The sequence below is a fragment of the Mycobacterium shunyiense genome (genome assembly GCF_058270035.1).
In genome coordinates this window covers 69,523-85,353 of the sequence record NZ_JBZDPT010000046.1, presented here as the reverse complement: position 1 = coordinate 85,353, position 15,831 = coordinate 69,523, and the positions used below count along the sequence as shown (strand labels likewise).

Genomic DNA, 15,831 nt, shown 5'->3' with positions numbered 1-15,831 from the left:
TCGCTCGTGGTCATTCGACCTCTTTCAGAAATTCCAGCAGCACCTCGACGAGTGCGGCGGGCTGTTCGATCTGCGGGCAGTGCCCGGCACCGGGAATCACCGCACTGCGGGCGCCGGCAATCTGGCCGGCGATTTCGGCGGCCCAACCGGACGGCAGCAGCTTGTCACGATCCCCCTCGATGATCATGGTCGGCACACTGATGCGGTCGTATGCCCGCTGCGACGACGGCATCGCCGGCGCTTCCAGGCCGGGCCGCCGAAACCGGGCCGCGGCCAAGGATTCCCAGGCGCCCGGCGCGATGCTCGACTCGTACCGGCGCTGCACATACGCCTCGTCGGACGGATACGCCGGGTCGGCGAACAGTGCGGTGACGATACGTCGCATCCCGTCCACCGTGGCGTCGTAGTCGTACAACGCCGCCGAATGTTCGTTGCGCTGGATCTCCCCTCCCCCACAGATCGCCGTGAGCGATCGCACCGGGAGACGCGGGGCCTCCGACGTGGTATCGACGAGCAGGTTGATCGCACCCATCGAGTTGCCGACGAAATGTGCTTCCGCGACACCGAGTTCGGCGCAGAACCGGGCGACGTGCCGAATCCGCATGCCCCGGCCGTCGTTGAAATCGATGACCTTGGCGCTCTCACCGAAGCCGAGCATGTCCGGAGCGAGCACCCGGTAGTGCTCGGCCAGTGCTCCGATCGCACGCTCCCAACCCAATTCGGCACTGACGCCGAACTCGCCACCATGAAGTAGGACGACAGGGTCGCCGGACCCGGCTTCCAGGTAGCCGGTCGTCAGACCGTCGACATCGATGGTCTTGCGTACGAATGTGCGCTGTGCCGTCACTGCGGGGCTCCGCCGGAACGCCCGAAATTCAGCAACTGGGTGGCCAACATGTCGAGTTGGCCGCGCACCGTTCCGTCGGCCAATTCACCTGTCTCAGACCAGATCTTGTCCGCGGAGTTGATCGCCACCCCCAGCGGGGTGGGCCAGGCCCGTAGTGCGTGACCGATCGAACGCAACTGGCCCAGCGTGCCCACCGCCGCCTGCCAGCCGTAGGCGCAGCTGATGCAGCCCCACGGGGTGTTGTCCAGGTACACCCTCGGGTCCTCCCGCAGATCCTCGATGTAGTCCAACGCGTTCTTGACCAGACCGGAGATCGCGCCGTGGTAGCCCGGCGAGCCCACCACCACCGCGTCGGCGTCACGCAGCGCGGAGACGAACTCCAGGGCCGCGGGCGTGCGCTCCAACGAATGCGGCGCGTACATCGGCAACTCAAGATCCGGTCCGGCGAACATCCGCGTTCGGCCCCCTTGCCGCTCCACGGCTGCCAGGCAGTACCGCACGGCCCGCTCGGTCGACGAGTCGGCGCGCAGCGTGCCGCCCAACCCGACCACGAACGGCACATTTTCAGTTGACGTCATGTTTCCTCATTTGATCGCGATCGGACTGACCGGTGCACCCACGGCCCCGACGACCTTCAGCGGCGGTGCGATGAGCTGGAACTCGTAGACGCCGTCGGCGCGGCAGTCGGCTGCCAAGCCGGTCAGATCCCAGTACTCGCCGAGCATCAGGCCCATATCACGCAGGCACAGCATGTGCATTGGCAGGAACGTTCCCTCGATCCCATTTGCCGGATCAGGATCCTCGACCATGAGGTTGTCTGCGGCCACCGCGGCCACCTCGTGGTCGTGCAGCCATGAGGCGCAACGCCAGTCCAGGCCCGATCCTGGTTCGTGCCCATCGCCCGTCGAAAGGAAGCGGGTCCACCAACCCGTATGCACCACCACGATGTCACCGCGGCCGATCTGCACACCCTGCGCGGCCGCGATGTCATCGAGTTCAGCCGGCGTGATGGGTCGGCCGGGCTGACAAAAGACTTGCTCTCCTCGGTGAGCGACCACATCGAGCAACACCCCCCGCGACACGATGCCCTTACCGTCCACCTTGTCGATGCCGCAGTGATAGGCGCCGAAACTGGTCACCGAATCCGCCGGGAACCCGTTGTAGAGCTTGTCCTCGTAATAGACATGCGAGAGCGCATCCCATTGGGTGGCGGCCTGCAGCGACATGGTGATCATGTCATCGTTGAATCGAAACGGATTGTCCGCGAAGAACGAACTCAGCTCCTGTGCAACAGAATTGCGCGCCCACTCGGGTGCGTATCTGACCAGGGTCTCAGCGTCGCCACCGTCTACCGTCATGACGTGGACCGGATTGAACCGGAACTTGAACGCGCCCTGCGGCCCGTTGGACCCGAAGTCTCCACCGAGTGAGATCACCTTGCCGCGTTTCACCAGCGAGGCCGCCTCGGCGACCTTGTCGGCCGTGATCAGGTTCAGGGTGCCCAGTTCATCGGCGTCGCCCCAACGACCCCAGTTCCGCACGTCGTCGGCGACCTTGCGGAAGTCACGCATCGTCCCGGCCAAGCTCAGCTCCCCTGCTCGGTAGTCGCGGTGTCCACTACAGCATCGACCAGTGCCGACTCCCGCAGTGCGAGAATGCCGCCGTCGGCCCAGATCACCTGCCCGGTGACATAACTGGCGGCTGGGCTGCCCAGGAATGTCAACAACGACGCCTGCTCGGCGGCCTCGGAGTTGCGACCCAACGGCGTAGTGAACGAATCCAGGTATTGCTGACCGTACGCGGAGCGCAACTGGTCGAGGATCGGCGTTTGCGTCACCCCGGGTGCAGTGCAGTTGATCCGGATCCCGCGGGCACCGAGCTCGGCGACCCGCCGCATCCCGTAGAGGATCGTCGCCTCTTTGGACAACCGGTAACCACCGTCGGCCAGCGCCTCGGGATGGTCGGCACACCACTGCAGCCCGTCGTCGACCGATGTGGTCCGGACCAACCCCGCTGTGAGCGAACGGTTTTCCCGATACCCCGATGCCGCCAACGAGGACACCGAGGTGATCGATCCACCGACGGCGAGGCGAGGCTCCACCGCCTCGGTGAGCTGCCGCGTACCCAGGAAGTTGATCCGCACCACCAGTAGTGGGTTGCCGATCCCCGAGGACACACCGGCCACGTTGAACAGGGCGTCCACCGGCCCGTCGACCGCACCGGCGGCACGGTCGACGGACGCCTGGTCGGCCAGGTCCAGTTCGACGAACGCATGGGGAAGATGTTCTGGCGGCCGGATGTCCAGCCCCGTCACCCGGGCGCCGAGCTCACCCAGTTGACGGGCGACCTCGGCTCCGATGCCAGACCCGCAGCCGGTCACCACGACGTGTTTCCCGTCGTAGCGCACCAACTCGTCCAGTGCGGTCACAGTCAGCCGGAGGTCTCGCGGGCAGTCTTCTCCGCCTGGGCTGCCTTGACCCGGCCCTCGTTGATCTCGGCCATCGCCTCGGGAATCTCACCGGCGGTGAACTTGTCGCGGCCGGTGGGCAGACCGCCGAAGGCGTAGGTCTCGTCGAACAGCGGGGCGTCGGACGGGCGGCGACGCGACTCGACCTTCTCGATCACCGGTTCGAGGCGCTTGGCCTTGTCCGCCACCGCCTTTGCGTCCCGCTCGATGAACTCGGGCAGGATCTCCTTGCCCATGATCTCGATCGATTCCATGGTGCCCTCGTGGCTGCGCGGGTTGAGCAGCAGGATGATCTCGTCCACTCCGCTGGCCTCGTAACCGCGCAGGAACTCGCGCACGGTGTCAGGCGAGCCGATGGCGCCACGTCCGGGACCATAGGCCAGCGTCGGATCCTCTTTGACCGCCTGCTCGTACCGCTCCCACACCTTGGTCCGGCCGGGGGTATGCATGCCGGTCAGGTAGTAGTGCATGATGCCGAAGGAGAAGAAGCCGCCGCCGATGCCAAGGCGCTTGAGTGCCTCGTCGTCGGAGCGGGCCACCATCATCGACAGGTCACCGCCGATGGCGAGGATGTTGGGGTTGATCGCCGGGGTGACGGGTGCGCCCTGCTCCTCGAACTCCTTGTAGTACCCGTCAACCCGCTCCTTCAAGGCTTCGGGACCGGTGTAGGCGAAGCTCAGCGCACCGATGGCCTTCTGAGCGGCCATCTGCACCGACGACGGGCGGGTGCAGGCCACCCAGACCGGCGGATGCGGGCTCTGCAGCGGCTTGGGGATGACGTTGCGGGCCGGCAGCTCGACATGCTCACCCTTGAAACCGGTGAACGGCGCCTCGGTCATACAGCGGATCGAAACCTCAAGGGCTTCCTCCCACATGGTGCGCTTGTCGGCCGGGTCGATGTTGAACCCGCCCAACTCGGCGACCGAGGAACCCTCACCGGTGCCGAACTCCACGCGCCCGTTGGACAGGTGATCGAGGGTGGCGACGCGCTCGGCGATCCGGGCCGGGTGGTTGATCGGCGGCGGCAGGTGCATCACCCCGAAGCCAAGACGAATGTCCTTGGTGCGCTGGCTCGCCGCGGCCAGGAACATCTCCGGCGCGGTGGCGTGGCAGTACTCCTCGAGGAAGTGATGCTCGGTGAGCCAGACGGTGGAGAAGCCGGCCTTGTCGGCGGCCTCCACCTCATCAAGCCCGTCCTGGAACAGCTGGTGCTCGTCATCGTCGGACCACGGCCGCGGCAGCGCGAACTCGTAGAACAGCGAAATCTTCATCGGTTTCCTCCTGAGGGGTTGCTGACGGTGTCCTGGACTGATTGGTTGGCGGCCGGTGAAACAGGCTGTTCGGCTTGGCGATCGGCGATGTGCCGGGCTGCCACATACCCGAAGGTCATCGCGGGTCCGATGGTCGCGCCCGCACCCGCATAGCTGCGACCCATGACTGCGGCCGAGACGTTGCCCACGGCGTAGAGCCCGTCCACGGCGGAATCGTCGGTGCGCAGGACCCGCGCGTTCTCGTCGGTGCGCAGCCCGCCCGAGGTGCCCAGGTCGCCGAGGATGATCTGGAACGCGTAGTAGGGCGGCTTGCCGAGTGGACGCAGATTCGGGTTGGACAGCGTCGGGTCCCCGTAATAGTTGTCGTACGCGCTGTCACCGCGGTTGAAGTCGTCGTCGTGCCCGCCGTGTGCCAACTGGTTGAACCGCTCGGCAGTGGCCTGCAGATTCTCTGCGGGCACACCGATCTTGCCGGCCAGTTCCTGCCAGCTGTGTGCCTCGACGACGACACCGGAATCCAGCCAGGCCGCAGGAACCTTGCGCCCGGTCGGAACCGGGGCGAACGGGATCTTCGGGATGGGCAGATGCCCACCCACCACATACCGGTGGAACGAGTCGATGTCGGTGACCAGCCAGCATGGGATGTGCCCTACCCCGGACTGCTGTCCTTCGATCATCGCGTGGGCGAAGTCCATGTAGGGAGCAGCCTCGTTGATGAAACGCTTGCCCTCGCCGTTGACCACGAACTGCGACGGCATCATCCGCTCGTTGAGCATGAACTGCAGCCGGCCGTCGGGCCAGCAGATGGCCGGGAACCACCACGCCTCATCGAGCAGTTCGGTGGCACCGCCGGCCTTCTCTCCGGCCCGGATACCGTCGCCCGTGGCAGCAGGATTGCCGAAACTCCAATCCTTCTCGAGCACCGGCAGATGCTCCTTGCGCCACGCGATGTCGTGGTCGAAGCCGCCGGAAGCGAGGATCACTCCCCCGGTGGCCCGGACCCGCAGCGCCTTGCCGTGCCTTTCGATGACGGCGCCGAGCACCGCTCCGTCGTCTCCGGTGATCAGCGAGGTCATCGGCGCATCCAGCCACAGTGGAATGTCGTGCTGCTTGAGCGCCAACCGCATCCGGGCGGCGAGCGACTGGCCGATCGCGGCCATCCGGTCACCGAATACCCGGGCCCGCACCATCCGCCAGATCAGCTTGAGCAACACGGCCTTACCGCGCCAGTTCTGCCGGATCTGGTAGAAGAGTCGAAGGTCCTTGGGGGCGAACCAGATTCCCTTTGGCGCCAGGGCCAGCGGGGCGAGCAGCTCCTGCTCGTGTTCGCCGAGCTTGCGCAGGTCGATCGCCGGGACGTTGATGGTGCTGCCCTGGGCGGAGCCACCCGGCAGTTCCGGGTAGTAGTCGGCGTAGCCCGGTTTCCAGACGAACTCGAACCATTCGCTGTTGCGCTCGAGGAAGTCCATCATCTCCGGCGCCGCCTCGACGTACTTGCGCAGCCGGGCGTCGCTGACGGTGCCCTCGGTGATCTGCTTGAGGTAGTCGAACACGCCGTCCGGAGAGGGCACATGGCCGGCACGACGCTGTGACGGCGCCCCGGGCACCCAGATGCCTCCCCCGGACAGTGCGGTGGAACCGCCGAAGTGGGAGGACTTTTCGACCACGAGGGTCTTGAGACCGGCCGAGTCGGCCGCCAACGCGGCCGTCATACCACCGCCCCCGGACCCGATGACGAGCACGTCGACCGTTTCGTCGAACGTCTTGGTGTCTGAACTCATGCTGCGATTCCTACCGCCGTCCTGATTGCGAATCCTGCGATCAATTCCGGTGCCGCCCGGTAGAAGTGGTTTTCCGTCCGGTACGGCCCGTTGGCTGCCAGCGCTGCGAACGCAGCCACCCAGGTGCGGATCTCGTGCGCCGAGTTGCCCCCTTCGGTGGCGATGAAAGTATTGGACCAGCCGTCCAGATCGGCCAACCGGCCCTCGTCGAAGATCTCCAGCAGGCCGCGGTCCCAGTCGGGGTTCAACGGCCGCAGCGCACTGTCACCGTGGGCGAAATCGTGAGCCGCCTGGCTCACCGCGCTCTGCCGGGCCATGCGCTGCTCGGTGGTCATCGGGACCCCGTGCACGATGCGGTCCAGTGCCGCCGGCGGCGCGGTGGCCAGCGTCGGCACCGGCGGATCATGTGACAGGCCACCGGATCCCAGCACCAGCACCCGCTTGTCGAGGGTGGCCAGGTAGGCGCCGACGGCCGTGCCGAGGGCGCGCGACCGCGACAGCGGGCCGAGCGGCGTGGCCACGGAATTGATGAAGATGGGCACGATGGGACGCGCGGTCGCTTCACCGAACAGTTCCTGCAGCGGCTGCACGGTGCCGTGATCGACGTCCATGCTGGTCGATATCGCAATGTCGACCCCGGACTCCCACACCGCCTCTGCGCACTGCTGGGCGATATCGCCGGCGACGTCGAGCGCACCCTCATGCGTCCCGTAATCCCCGACTCCGGAGGCGGCGGTGCCGATACAGAACGGGGGCATCAACCGGTAGAAGAACCCGTTGTAGTGGTCGGGCGAGAACGTGACCACCAGCTCGGGGTCGTAGTCGGCAACAAACGCGCGAGCACTCCCGACCGCTGTTCCGATCTCCTCGAGGAGATCAGCCGATGGACCCGGAAGATTCAGCAGTGGGCTGTGGGACATACAGCACAGGGCTACCGGCATCGTTCACTCCTCCTTCCCGCACATGCAGTACGTCGAACACTGCGTCGCTCAGTTCCGGGGCGCGCTGGGCGATATCGGCGCCGGCGATGCACCGGTCCGGGCGCAGCACCAGCACCGATTCAGCGTGGACGTCGAACCAGGATTTGAGCGCACCCGTGCGGTCCCCCACGATCACAACGGAGCCGTCGTCGGCGTCCGCATCGTGCCCGCTCCAGAACAACTGCGTCTGCGGGCGGGCCGCGATGAACTTCGCGCCAAGGGCTTTCCAGCGCGCATAGGCCTGCTCGCCGAGCAATGCGCGCGGATTGTTGTTCCAGCACAGCACCGCGAAGTTCAGCCCGATCACGTCGTCGAGCAGCACACCTGCCTGCTCGCGGGTGTCGACCCGGGGCTGGATGAACAACGTGCCGGTCGGCGAGTCCGCCGTCGGCGGCTTCGGGTGGTAGACCGCCCCCTGGTCGTAGCGCGGCATCGGTTTGAACCGCATCTCCAGCACATAGCGCTTGAGCGCCGGAACCACCGATGCCCCGCGAATCAGCTTGTCCCGCACCATCGCAACCTTGCGATTGGTGGGCGAGATGACCCGGCCCACCAGGGTGGACAGGTCGATCATGGCCCGGGCGTGCTTGCGGCGCTCGCTGTCGTAGCTGTCCAGCAGTACGTCGTCGGCCTGGCCGTTGACCACCGCGGCCAGCTTCCAACCCAGGTTGGCGGCGTCCCGGATGCCGCTGTTGTACCCCTGACCCTGCCACACCGGCATCAGGTGCGCGGCGTCGCCGGCCAGCATGAACCGGCCCTTGCGGAAGTTCCCCGCTATCCGGGAGTGGTGGGTGTAGACGCGACGACGGATCACGTCGACCTTGTCCGGATGCGGGACGAACGGTGCCAACAGCCGCGCCACGAACTCGGGATCCTCAGCCTGCTCGTCAGTTTCGTCGGCGTGGATCATGAACTCGAACCGGCGAATACCGTGGGCGATCGAGATCGAGGCGTACGGTCGGTCCGGATCGGCACCGACCTCGCTGTTCGGGTGCCCCAGCGGATCATTTTCCAGATCGACCACCACCCAGCGGGTCGCTGAGGTGGTGCCGTCGAACGACACCCCCATCATGCCGCGGGTGGCGCTGCGTCCGCCGTCGCACCCGACCACGTAGCGCGCCTGCACGGCGGGCACGTCCGGGCCGAACTCGACGGTCACCCCGTCAGCCGTCTCCACCGCGGATTCCATCCGGCGACCCCAGGCCACCTGCACATGGTCGAACCGGTCCAGCCCGATCAGCAGCTGTGCGTCGACCAGTGGTTGGACGAAGCCGTTGCGCTTGGGCCAGCCGAATCGGGCGTCCGGAGGCGCCATTTCGGCCAGCAGCCTGCGGTTGCCGTCGTAGAACCGCAGGATCTGATTGGGCACGGTGTGCGGGAGGACCGCCTCGACCAGCCCGATGGACTGGAACGTACGCAGCGACTCGTCGTCGAGTCCGACCCCGCGGGGGTAGTCGATGAGAGTGTCGCGCTCCTCCACCACGAGGGTCCGGACACCCTGGATGCCAAGGATATTCGCCAGGGTCAGACCTACCGGCCCAGCGCCGACGATGAGGACGTCGACCTCGTCAGCCACGTTCGGACCCCAGCAGAAAGTCCAGGTGTAGCCGGTTGAACGTCTCGGGGTCCTCGTACTGCGGCCAGTGCCCGCAGTCCGGCATCACCTCGAACCGCGCACCGGGGATCATCGACGCGATCCGGCGGCCCTCGCTGACATCGGCGGTCGGGTCATCACTCGTCCACAACACCAGGGTGGGGGCTGTGATCGATCCGTATTCCTTCTCCCCCAGCAGGTTCCGCGCCCGGATCTCGGGATCCTGCAGAGCCATGATGTCGCTCATCGCGGCGACGAAACCGGGTTGGCGGTAGACCGCCTGACGACTCGCCACGATGTCGTCGTAATCCTTTGTCTTGTCGGCCATCAGCCACTTGATCCGGGCCTGCACCGTCTCCCAGGTCGGGTTCTCCGCGGCCGCCATCGACAGCGTGATGATCCGCTTCATCACCTCGGGGTCAGCCTGCGAGCCACCGGCCGTGTTGAGTACCAGACGGTCGACCCGGTCCGGATGATCCGCGGCGGCGCGGGCGGCCACCCAACCGCCAAGCGACTCACCCGAGATGTGGGCGCGCTGCGCACCGATGGTGTCGAGGAAACCGATGAGGTGATCGACATAGTGGGACACCTCGAGCGGGTGCCCCGGCTTGTCGGTGTAGCCGTGCCCGAGCATGTCGATCGACCACGTCGAGAAGTGCTCCGCGTGGGATTCCAGATTGCGCACATACGCCTCGGCATGTCCGCCCGACCCGTGCAGCAGCACGAGCACGGGCAGTTTCGGGTCACCGGCGTGCAGGTAGCGGGTACGGATTCCGCCCACATCGAGGTAGCCCTGCGAGAACGCGACGCCTTGGAGATCAGCCCAGACGCTCTCGTGTTCGGTGGCCGAAACGGAACCGGATGCCGGCCCGGCGGCTGTGCTTGTCATGTTCCCCTCTCCGGAGGTAATGAGAATGCTATTCTCCAAATTTGTAAGCACTTTGCTCATATAGCGCACATCAGCGTGCATTATTATCAGAGCATCACTCTCGCGGTTCTATCTGTCAAGGAGGGGCGCGATGCCGGCCAAGGCAACCCCGTCGCAGGCACAATCGAAGACCGACGGCTCCCCCACCGGGGTGCCCGGTTCACAGACGTTGGCGCGCGGACTGAGCGCGCTCGCAGCCATCGCCGCAGCCCCGACCGGGCTCACCGTGCAACAGGTCGCCGACCATGTCGGAGCTCATCGCACGATCGCCTACCGGCTACTGGCCACCCTGAGCCAATTCCGCTATGTGGCAAAGGGGGAAGACGGTCGCTACCGGCCGGGCGCCGGGCTGGCAGCACTCGGTTCTTCGTTCGACAACAACATGCGTCAGCTCAGTGTCCCGACCCTGCGCGCACTCGCCGACGAGCTCGGCAGCACGGTGTCACTGCTGGTGGCCGAGGGCGATCAACAGGTGGCCGTTGCGGTGATCGTCCCGACGCAGGTGTTCTACCAACTGTCCTTCCACGAAGGCAGCCGTCACCCGCTGGAACTGGGCGCGGCCGGGGTGGCGTTGCTGGCGAGCATGCCGCCGCGCCCCGGTGAACGTGAACTGGTGCGGCAGACCCGCGAACGAGGCTGGGTGATCACCCACGGCGAGATCGAACCGAACACGTACGGCCTGGCCGTTCCCGTGCGCCGGCGCCTACCGTCACCGCCCACCTGCATCAACCTCATCTCGCACCGCGAAGACGTCGTGATGGGCGGCAAGGACGCGGTGGTCCGGGCCGCGAACGAACTCTCGACCATCCTGTACTGAAAGGGAAAGACATTGACCCGTACCGAAATTGACTGGGACGACGAAGTCGACGTCGTCGTGCTGGGCAGCGGCGGCGCCGGGCTCACCGCGGCGCTGACGGCATCGGCCAACGGCGCGTCGGTCGCGATCTACGAGAAGGCCCCGACCGTCGGCGGCACGACCGCGGTATCCGGCGGCATCGTGTGGATCCCCGCCCATGACCGCAGCACAGACGGACCGCTTCCCGTCTCAGACGCAGTGGACTACCTGCAGGCCCAGTCACTGGGCTACCTGGATGGCGACCTTGTGGACACCTTCGTCCGGACCGGTCCGGCGATGCTCGACTTCGTCGAGCAACACAGCGAGCTGCGCTTCGCCGTCGCCGAGGGCTTTCCCGACTACAAGCCCGAACTACCGGGCGGCCGGCCCGGGGGTGGCCGGTCACTGAGCGCAGGCCCGGTAGATCAGGGCAAGCTCGGCGCCTGGCGAGACCGGATCACGTCCTTCCCCGCCGATTTCAGCAATGTCGGGATCGACGCCGAAACTCGCGCCCGGATTCACGCCGTCCACGACGACCCGGACGCCGACCTGTGTGTGGCCGGCACCGCACTGATCGCGGGCCTGCTGCGGGGGCTGCTCGACCAGGGCATCCAACCGGTCACCGAGGCCCGCGCCGTCGAACTGATCGGTGACCACACCGGGATCGAGGGCGTGCGCATCAGCGTCGACGGGGCAGATATCACGGTGCGGGCCCGCAGCGGCGTCGTGCTGGCCACCGGCGGATTCGAATGGGACACCAAGCTGGTCGAGGCCTATCTGCGCGGGCCCATGCGCGGCGCGGTGTCACCACCGAACAACACCGGCGACGGGCTGCGGATGGCCATGGCACACGGTGCCGACCTGGCCAACATGGGTGAGGCGTGGTGGGTTCCGATCGTGCAGCTCCCCGGGGACACCATCGACGGGCACCCCCGTAGCCGTAGCGTGCGGCTGGAACGGACCCGGCCGCGCAGCGTCATCGTGAACCGGGCCGGCAAGCGCTTTCTCAACGAGGCGGGCGAATACAACTCGATGGCCGGGGCATTCCAGTACCTCGACCCCAAGCTCGGCTACGCCAATGATCCGGCGTGGATCGTGTTCGACTCCGTGCACCTGCAGCGCTACGGCTTCCTCGGCGTCGAACCCGGTGCCCCGGTGCCGGAGTGGTTCTGCGAGTCGGCCTCGCTCGCCGAACTCGGCGCCAAGACCGGCATCGACGCCGAGGGCCTGGCCGCGACCCTGAGTCGCTGGAATGACAACGTCGCCGACGAGGTCGACCCTGACTTCGGCCGTGGGTCCAGCGCGTATGACGGGTACTGGGGCGACAATTCGGCCGCCACGCCGGCCGGCGCGACATTGGGGCCACTCGACACCGCGCCGTTCTACGCGGTGCCGGTCAAGATCGGTGCTATGGGCACCAAGGGTGGACCTCGCACCGACCGCGACGGTCGCGTCTTGCACGTCAACGGCGCGCCCATCCCCGGCCTGTTCGCGGCCGGCAACGCGATGGGCGGGGTGACCGGCAAGGCCTATGGTGGAGCCGGCGGTACCCTCGGCCCCGCCATGGTGTTCGGTTATCGCAGCGGCTACGCCGCAGCGACAGGCAAGTCGGTGAGCTGATCGGCTACGGTCGAATCGTGCTCGGGACCCCGCGCAGTGCGGCGCAGACCCGCATCCTCGATGCGGCTCTCGAGCTGATCGCCGACCACGGCGTCGGCGGTACCTCCCTGCAGATGATCGCCGACGCCATCGGTGTCACGAAAGCCGCCGTCTACCACCAGTTCAAGACCAAGGAAGCCATCGTCATCGCGCTGACCGAACGCGAACTCGGCCAGCTGGAAGAATCGCTGGAGGCGGCCGAGTCCGAAGGTTCACCAACCCGGGCCCGCGAAATCCTTCTCACCCGCGTGATCACGATGGCGGTCTCGCGTCGGCGTGCTGCCAGCACATTGCAATTCGACCCGGTCGTGGTGCGACTGCTGGCCGAACACGAACCGTTCCAGCAGTTCATCGACCGGCTCTACGCGGCGATGCTCGGTGACCAGTCCGGCGACGGTGCACGGGTCCATGCTGCGGTGTTGTCCGGGGTGATCAGTGCCGCGGTGATGCATCCGCTGGTAGCCGATCTCGACGACGACGCCCTGCAGACCGAACTGCTGTCCACCATGCGACGGGTGATCGGGCTCCCCGACTCAGCGGGCTGAGTCGGCGATCAGTTGTGCTGCCGCCGTATAGGGATCGGTGGTGCCGTCGGCCACCGCCGCCGCCAGCCCGTCCAACTCGTCATGGTTACGCAGTAGCGTCTGGGCCAGTGACAGGATCTGGGTGCGGGCCCGGGCGGTGCGCCGCTCAGCGGTGTCGGCGCGGTGATGGGCATCGATGGCCTCGACCAGCTCGGCCAGGCCCTCCCCCTGTGCCGCAACCAGTTTGAGCACCGGCACGGTGGCTTCGGCCCGCAGATCGCGGGCGGTCTGATCGGCGCCCTCGCGATCGGCCTTGTTCACCACCACCAGATCGGCGACCTCCAACAGGCCGGCCTTTGCGGCCTGGACGGCGTCGCCCGCACCGGGATTGAGGATCACCACGGTCGGGTCGGCGATCGCGGCGATCTCGATCTCGGACTGGCCGACACCCACGGTCTCCAACACGATCAGGTCGTAGGCCAGAGCGGCCAGCAGCCGGATCGCCGCGGGTACCGCCGCAGCCAGCCCGCCCAGATGCCCACGGGTGGCCACCGAGCGGATCAGCACGTCGGGATCGTTGATGTGGGCGGCCATCCGGATCCGATCCCCGAGCAGCGCGCCGCCGCTGTACGGCGATGACGGATCGACGGCGAGCACCGCGACCCGCAGGCCACGCTCCCGGTACGCGCCGACCAGGGCGCCGACCGTTGTCGACTTCCCCGCGCCGGGCGGTCCGGTGATTCCGATGACGCGCGGCGACGCGGGACCGAGCACCGCGAGAACCTCACCGCGACGGTCGCTTTCGACCAGGCTCAGCAGACGCCCGACAGCGCGCTGGGACCCGCCGCGCGCTGCGGCGATGAGCTCTTCGATGTTGTGCTTCGTCATCACGGTCGACACTACGACGAATGCACCTCGATGACCGTCGCCGAACCCATCCCACCGCCGGCGCACATCGCGGCGACACCGATACCGCCGCCGCGGCGGCGCAGTTCGTGGACCATGGTGGCCAGCATGCGCGCGCCAGTGGCGGCCACCGGGTGTCCGAGTGAGCACCCGCTGCCGCTGACGTTGACGATTTCCGGGTCGATGTCGAGCAGCTTGATGGTGGCCACGCACATCGACGCGAAGGCTTCGTTGATCTCGAACAGGTCCACATCCGACAGCGAAAGACCGGCCCGGCCAAGGGCCTTGGTGATGGCCTCGACGGGGGCCAGCCCGGTGGATGCCGGGTCGACGCCCACCGATGCCCAGGACTTGATGGTCGCCAGGGCGGGTAGTCCGAGTTTGTCGCTGGCGATCGTCAGCAGTGCGGCAGCGTCGTTGGCTCCGCACGCATTGCCTGCGGTGATGGAGAAGCCGTCGATCTCTGGATGCAGTGGTTTGAGTGCGGCCAGCTTCTCCAGGGTGGTGTCACGGCGTGGATGCTCATCGGTGTCGAACAGCCCGTGCGGAGTCTGGATCGGGACGATCTCCTCCTTGAACCGCCCCTCGTCGATCGCCGCGATGGCCTTGAGGTGTGAACCCAATGCCCACTGGTCCATCTCCTCGCGGCTCACCCCGGCCTTGACCGCGGCGTTCCAGCCCACCGTGATCGACATGTCCATGTTCGGTGCGTCCGGGCGGTCCGGGTGGGTGGGCGGGAACCAGTTCACCCATTCGGCGTCCTTGGCACTGCTGGCCGCGCGGACGAACCGGGGCGAGGTGGAGGCCGAGTTGACGCCACCGGCCAGAACCAACCGGTCCATGCCGGCGCGAATACTCGCAGCCGCGTTCTGCACCGCGGCCTGACCGGCGGCGCAGTGCCGATTGACGGACGCACCGGGAACCGTGGTCAGGCCGGCGGTGATGGCCGCATGGCGGGCCACGACGCCGCCGCCGTAGAGGCCCTCGCCGAGGATCACGTCGTCGACCGGAATGGTGCCGTAGCCGGCAAGGTCCTCGGCGGCTGCCCGTACTACGTGGTCGGCCAGCGCGTAGGCATCGGTATCACGCAACGTGCCCTTCTTGGCCGTGCCGATGGGAGTCCGCAGCGCGGACACGATGACGGCTTCAGGCATTGATTCTGCTCCCTGGTTCACCCGGTAAGAGAATGTTATTCTCGCAGCCAGAGAGTCACAGTTGCAAGAAGGGGAACCCTATGCAAATCGCCGGTAGTTCCGCGATCGTCGTCGGCGGTGCGGGTGGCCTGGGTGAAGCGACCGTCCGCCGTCTGCAGGCCGCAGGAGCCAAGGTGGTCGTCGCGGACCTGGCCGACGAGAAGGGCGCGGCCCTGGAGAAAGAGTTGGGTGTGCGCTACGTGCCCACCGACGCCACCTCCGAGGAGTCGGTGCTCGCTGCCATCGCCGAGGCCGAAGCCCTTGCCCCGCTCCGCATCTCGGTCGACACCCACGGCGGGCCTGCCGCCGGCGGCCGCTTGGTCGGCAAGGACGGGTCTCCCCTCGATCTCGACGGATTCAAGAAGACCATCGAGTTCTACCTGACCGCGGTGTTCAACGTGATGCGACTGTCCGCTGCGGCGATCGCCAAGACCGAACCGTTGGAGGAAGGCGGCCGCGGCGTCATCGTCAACACCGCCTCGATCGCCGGTTACGAGGGCCAGATCGGCCAGCTGCCCTACTCGGCCGCCAAGGGCGGTGTACTCGGCATGACGCTGGTCGCCGCGCGCGACCTGTCGCCGTTGGGCATCCGGGTCTGCACCATCGCCCCCGGCACGATCAACACCCCCGCCTACGGCAAGGCCGCCGATCAGCTCGAGCAGTACTGGGGCCCGCAGGTGCCCTTCCCCAAGCGCATGGGCCGCTCGACCGAGTACGCCCAACTCGCCCAGAGCATCGTCGAAAACGACTATCTCAACGGCGAAATCATCCGCCTCGACGGGGCATTGCGCTTCCCGCCGAAGTAATGGCTAATGGCCTCCCCCTTGCACCGCGAGCGTGCGTGTC

15 protein-coding genes are annotated in these 15,831 nt (G+C 66.9%); 4 read left to right on the top strand and 11 right to left on the bottom strand.

Going from position 1 to position 15,831, the window contains the following annotated elements; genetic code table 11:
* Positions 1 to 10: 10 nt before the first annotated feature.
* From AC4ELS_RS27045 to AC4ELS_RS27005, 9 genes are read right to left on the bottom strand one after another with little or no spacing between them, the layout of a single operon-like run.
* Entirely contained in the window at positions 11 to 847 is an 837-nt protein-coding gene (locus tag AC4ELS_RS27045; RefSeq protein WP_463794333.1) for an alpha/beta fold hydrolase, read from the bottom strand.
* The gene (locus AC4ELS_RS27040) at positions 844 to 1,425 is read right to left on the bottom strand and encodes an NADPH-dependent FMN reductase (RefSeq protein ID WP_499050078.1); all 582 of its coding nucleotides are present in this window, start codon (positions 1,423 to 1,425) and stop codon (positions 844 to 846) included. The genes AC4ELS_RS27045 and AC4ELS_RS27040 overlap by 4 nt, the downstream gene beginning before the upstream one ends.
* Before the next feature lie 6 nt (positions 1,426 to 1,431).
* Positions 1,432 to 2,418 (bottom strand): cyclase family protein, encoded by a 987-nt coding sequence (locus AC4ELS_RS27035; RefSeq protein WP_499050125.1) that lies wholly within the window; start codon positions 2,416 to 2,418, stop codon positions 1,432 to 1,434.
* A gap of 14 nt (positions 2,419 to 2,432) precedes the next feature.
* The gene (locus AC4ELS_RS27030) at positions 2,433 to 3,275 is read right to left on the bottom strand and encodes a coniferyl-alcohol dehydrogenase (RefSeq protein WP_499050075.1); all 843 of its coding nucleotides are present in this window, start codon (positions 3,273 to 3,275) and stop codon (positions 2,433 to 2,435) included.
* A 2-nt stretch (positions 3,276 to 3,277) separates the two neighbouring features.
* Positions 3,278 to 4,585 carry an LLM class flavin-dependent oxidoreductase gene (locus AC4ELS_RS27025; protein ID WP_463804764.1) on the bottom strand — a complete coding sequence of 436 codons (1,308 nt, stop codon included), beginning with the start codon at positions 4,583 to 4,585 and terminating at the stop codon, positions 3,278 to 3,280.
* On the bottom strand, positions 4,582 to 6,366 hold the full coding sequence (locus AC4ELS_RS27020) for an FAD-binding protein (RefSeq protein WP_499050071.1): 1,785 nt from the start codon (positions 6,364 to 6,366) through the stop codon (positions 4,582 to 4,584). Before AC4ELS_RS27020 ends, AC4ELS_RS27025 begins: the two co-directional genes overlap by 4 nt.
* Positions 6,363 to 7,286 carry a 3-carboxyethylcatechol 2,3-dioxygenase gene (locus AC4ELS_RS27015; RefSeq protein ID WP_064885402.1) on the bottom strand — a complete coding sequence of 308 codons (924 nt, stop codon included), beginning with the start codon at positions 7,284 to 7,286 and terminating at the stop codon, positions 6,363 to 6,365. The genes AC4ELS_RS27020 and AC4ELS_RS27015 overlap by 4 nt, the downstream gene beginning before the upstream one ends.
* Entirely contained in the window at positions 7,243 to 8,922 is a 1,680-nt protein-coding gene (locus AC4ELS_RS27010) for a bifunctional 3-(3-hydroxy-phenyl)propionate/3-hydroxycinnamic acid hydroxylase (RefSeq protein ID WP_499050068.1), read from the bottom strand. The genes AC4ELS_RS27015 and AC4ELS_RS27010 overlap by 44 nt, the downstream gene beginning before the upstream one ends.
* Positions 8,915 to 9,829: an alpha/beta fold hydrolase gene (locus tag AC4ELS_RS27005; protein ID WP_055116029.1), complete on the bottom strand. Its 915-nt coding sequence runs from the start codon at positions 9,827 to 9,829 to the stop codon at positions 8,915 to 8,917. Before AC4ELS_RS27005 ends, AC4ELS_RS27010 begins: the two co-directional genes overlap by 8 nt.
* A 130-nt stretch (positions 9,830 to 9,959) precedes the next feature.
* On the opposite strand from AC4ELS_RS27005, the gene AC4ELS_RS27000 reads away from it, so the two are divergent.
* The 3 genes from AC4ELS_RS27000 to AC4ELS_RS26990 are packed head-to-tail and all read left to right on the top strand — an operon-like array spanning position 9,960 to position 12,907.
* On the top strand, positions 9,960 to 10,685 hold the full coding sequence (locus tag AC4ELS_RS27000) for an IclR family transcriptional regulator (protein ID WP_064885397.1): 726 nt from the start codon (positions 9,960 to 9,962) through the stop codon (positions 10,683 to 10,685).
* A 12-nt stretch (positions 10,686 to 10,697) separates the two neighbouring features.
* Positions 10,698 to 12,323, top strand: a complete 1,626-nt coding sequence (locus AC4ELS_RS26995; RefSeq protein WP_499050065.1) for an FAD-dependent oxidoreductase — start codon at positions 10,698 to 10,700, stop codon at positions 12,321 to 12,323.
* 17 nt (positions 12,324 to 12,340) lie between these two features.
* A complete protein-coding gene (locus tag AC4ELS_RS26990) occupies positions 12,341 to 12,907 on the top strand; it encodes a TetR/AcrR family transcriptional regulator (RefSeq protein ID WP_498883370.1) in 567 nt (188 codons plus the stop codon).
* On the opposite strand, the gene meaB is transcribed toward AC4ELS_RS26990, so the two are convergent.
* Together meaB and AC4ELS_RS26980 are read right to left on the bottom strand one after the other, a co-directional pair.
* A complete protein-coding gene (gene meaB / locus AC4ELS_RS26985) occupies positions 12,896 to 13,774 on the bottom strand; it encodes a methylmalonyl Co-A mutase-associated GTPase MeaB (RefSeq protein WP_064885435.1) in 879 nt (292 codons plus the stop codon). The two genes, AC4ELS_RS26990 and meaB, sit on opposite strands and share 12 nt — an antisense overlap.
* Before the next feature lie 11 nt (positions 13,775 to 13,785).
* Complete coding sequence (locus AC4ELS_RS26980) at positions 13,786 to 14,946, bottom strand: thiolase family protein (protein WP_463794341.1); 1,161 nt, start codon at positions 14,944 to 14,946, stop codon at positions 13,786 to 13,788.
* Between the two features lie 80 nt (positions 14,947 to 15,026).
* Here AC4ELS_RS26980 and AC4ELS_RS26975 point away from each other — a divergent pair, with 80 nt between their 5' ends.
* The gene (locus tag AC4ELS_RS26975; RefSeq protein ID WP_064961173.1) at positions 15,027 to 15,791 is read left to right on the top strand and encodes an SDR family NAD(P)-dependent oxidoreductase; all 765 of its coding nucleotides are present in this window, start codon (positions 15,027 to 15,029) and stop codon (positions 15,789 to 15,791) included.
* Positions 15,792 to 15,831 lie beyond the last annotated feature (40 nt).

Coding starts and splice junctions, on each gene's coding strand:
- AC4ELS_RS27040 (WP_499050078.1), bottom strand. CDS start 1,425: ATGACGTCAACTGAAAATGTGCCGTTCGTGGTCGGGTTGGGCGGCACG.
- AC4ELS_RS27035 (WP_499050125.1), bottom strand. CDS start 2,418: ATGCGTGACTTCCGCAAGGTCGCCGACGACGTGCGGAACTGGGGTCGT.
- AC4ELS_RS27025 (WP_463804764.1), bottom strand. CDS start 4,585: ATGAAGATTTCGCTGTTCTACGAGTTCGCGCTGCCGCGGCCGTGGTCC.
- AC4ELS_RS27020 (WP_499050071.1), bottom strand. CDS start 6,366: ATGAGTTCAGACACCAAGACGTTCGACGAAACGGTCGACGTGCTCGTC.
- AC4ELS_RS27015 (WP_064885402.1), bottom strand. CDS start 7,286: ATGTCCCACAGCCCACTGCTGAATCTTCCGGGTCCATCGGCTGATCTC.
- AC4ELS_RS27005 (WP_055116029.1), bottom strand. CDS start 9,829: ATGACAAGCACAGCCGCCGGGCCGGCATCCGGTTCCGTTTCGGCCACC.
- AC4ELS_RS27000 (WP_064885397.1), top strand. CDS start 9,960: ATGCCGGCCAAGGCAACCCCGTCGCAGGCACAATCGAAGACCGACGGC.
- meaB (WP_064885435.1), bottom strand. CDS start 13,774: ATGACGAAGCACAACATCGAAGAGCTCATCGCCGCAGCGCGCGGCGGG.
- AC4ELS_RS26980 (WP_463794341.1), bottom strand. CDS start 14,946: ATGCCTGAAGCCGTCATCGTGTCCGCGCTGCGGACTCCCATCGGCACG.
- AC4ELS_RS26975 (WP_064961173.1), top strand. CDS start 15,027: ATGCAAATCGCCGGTAGTTCCGCGATCGTCGTCGGCGGTGCGGGTGGC.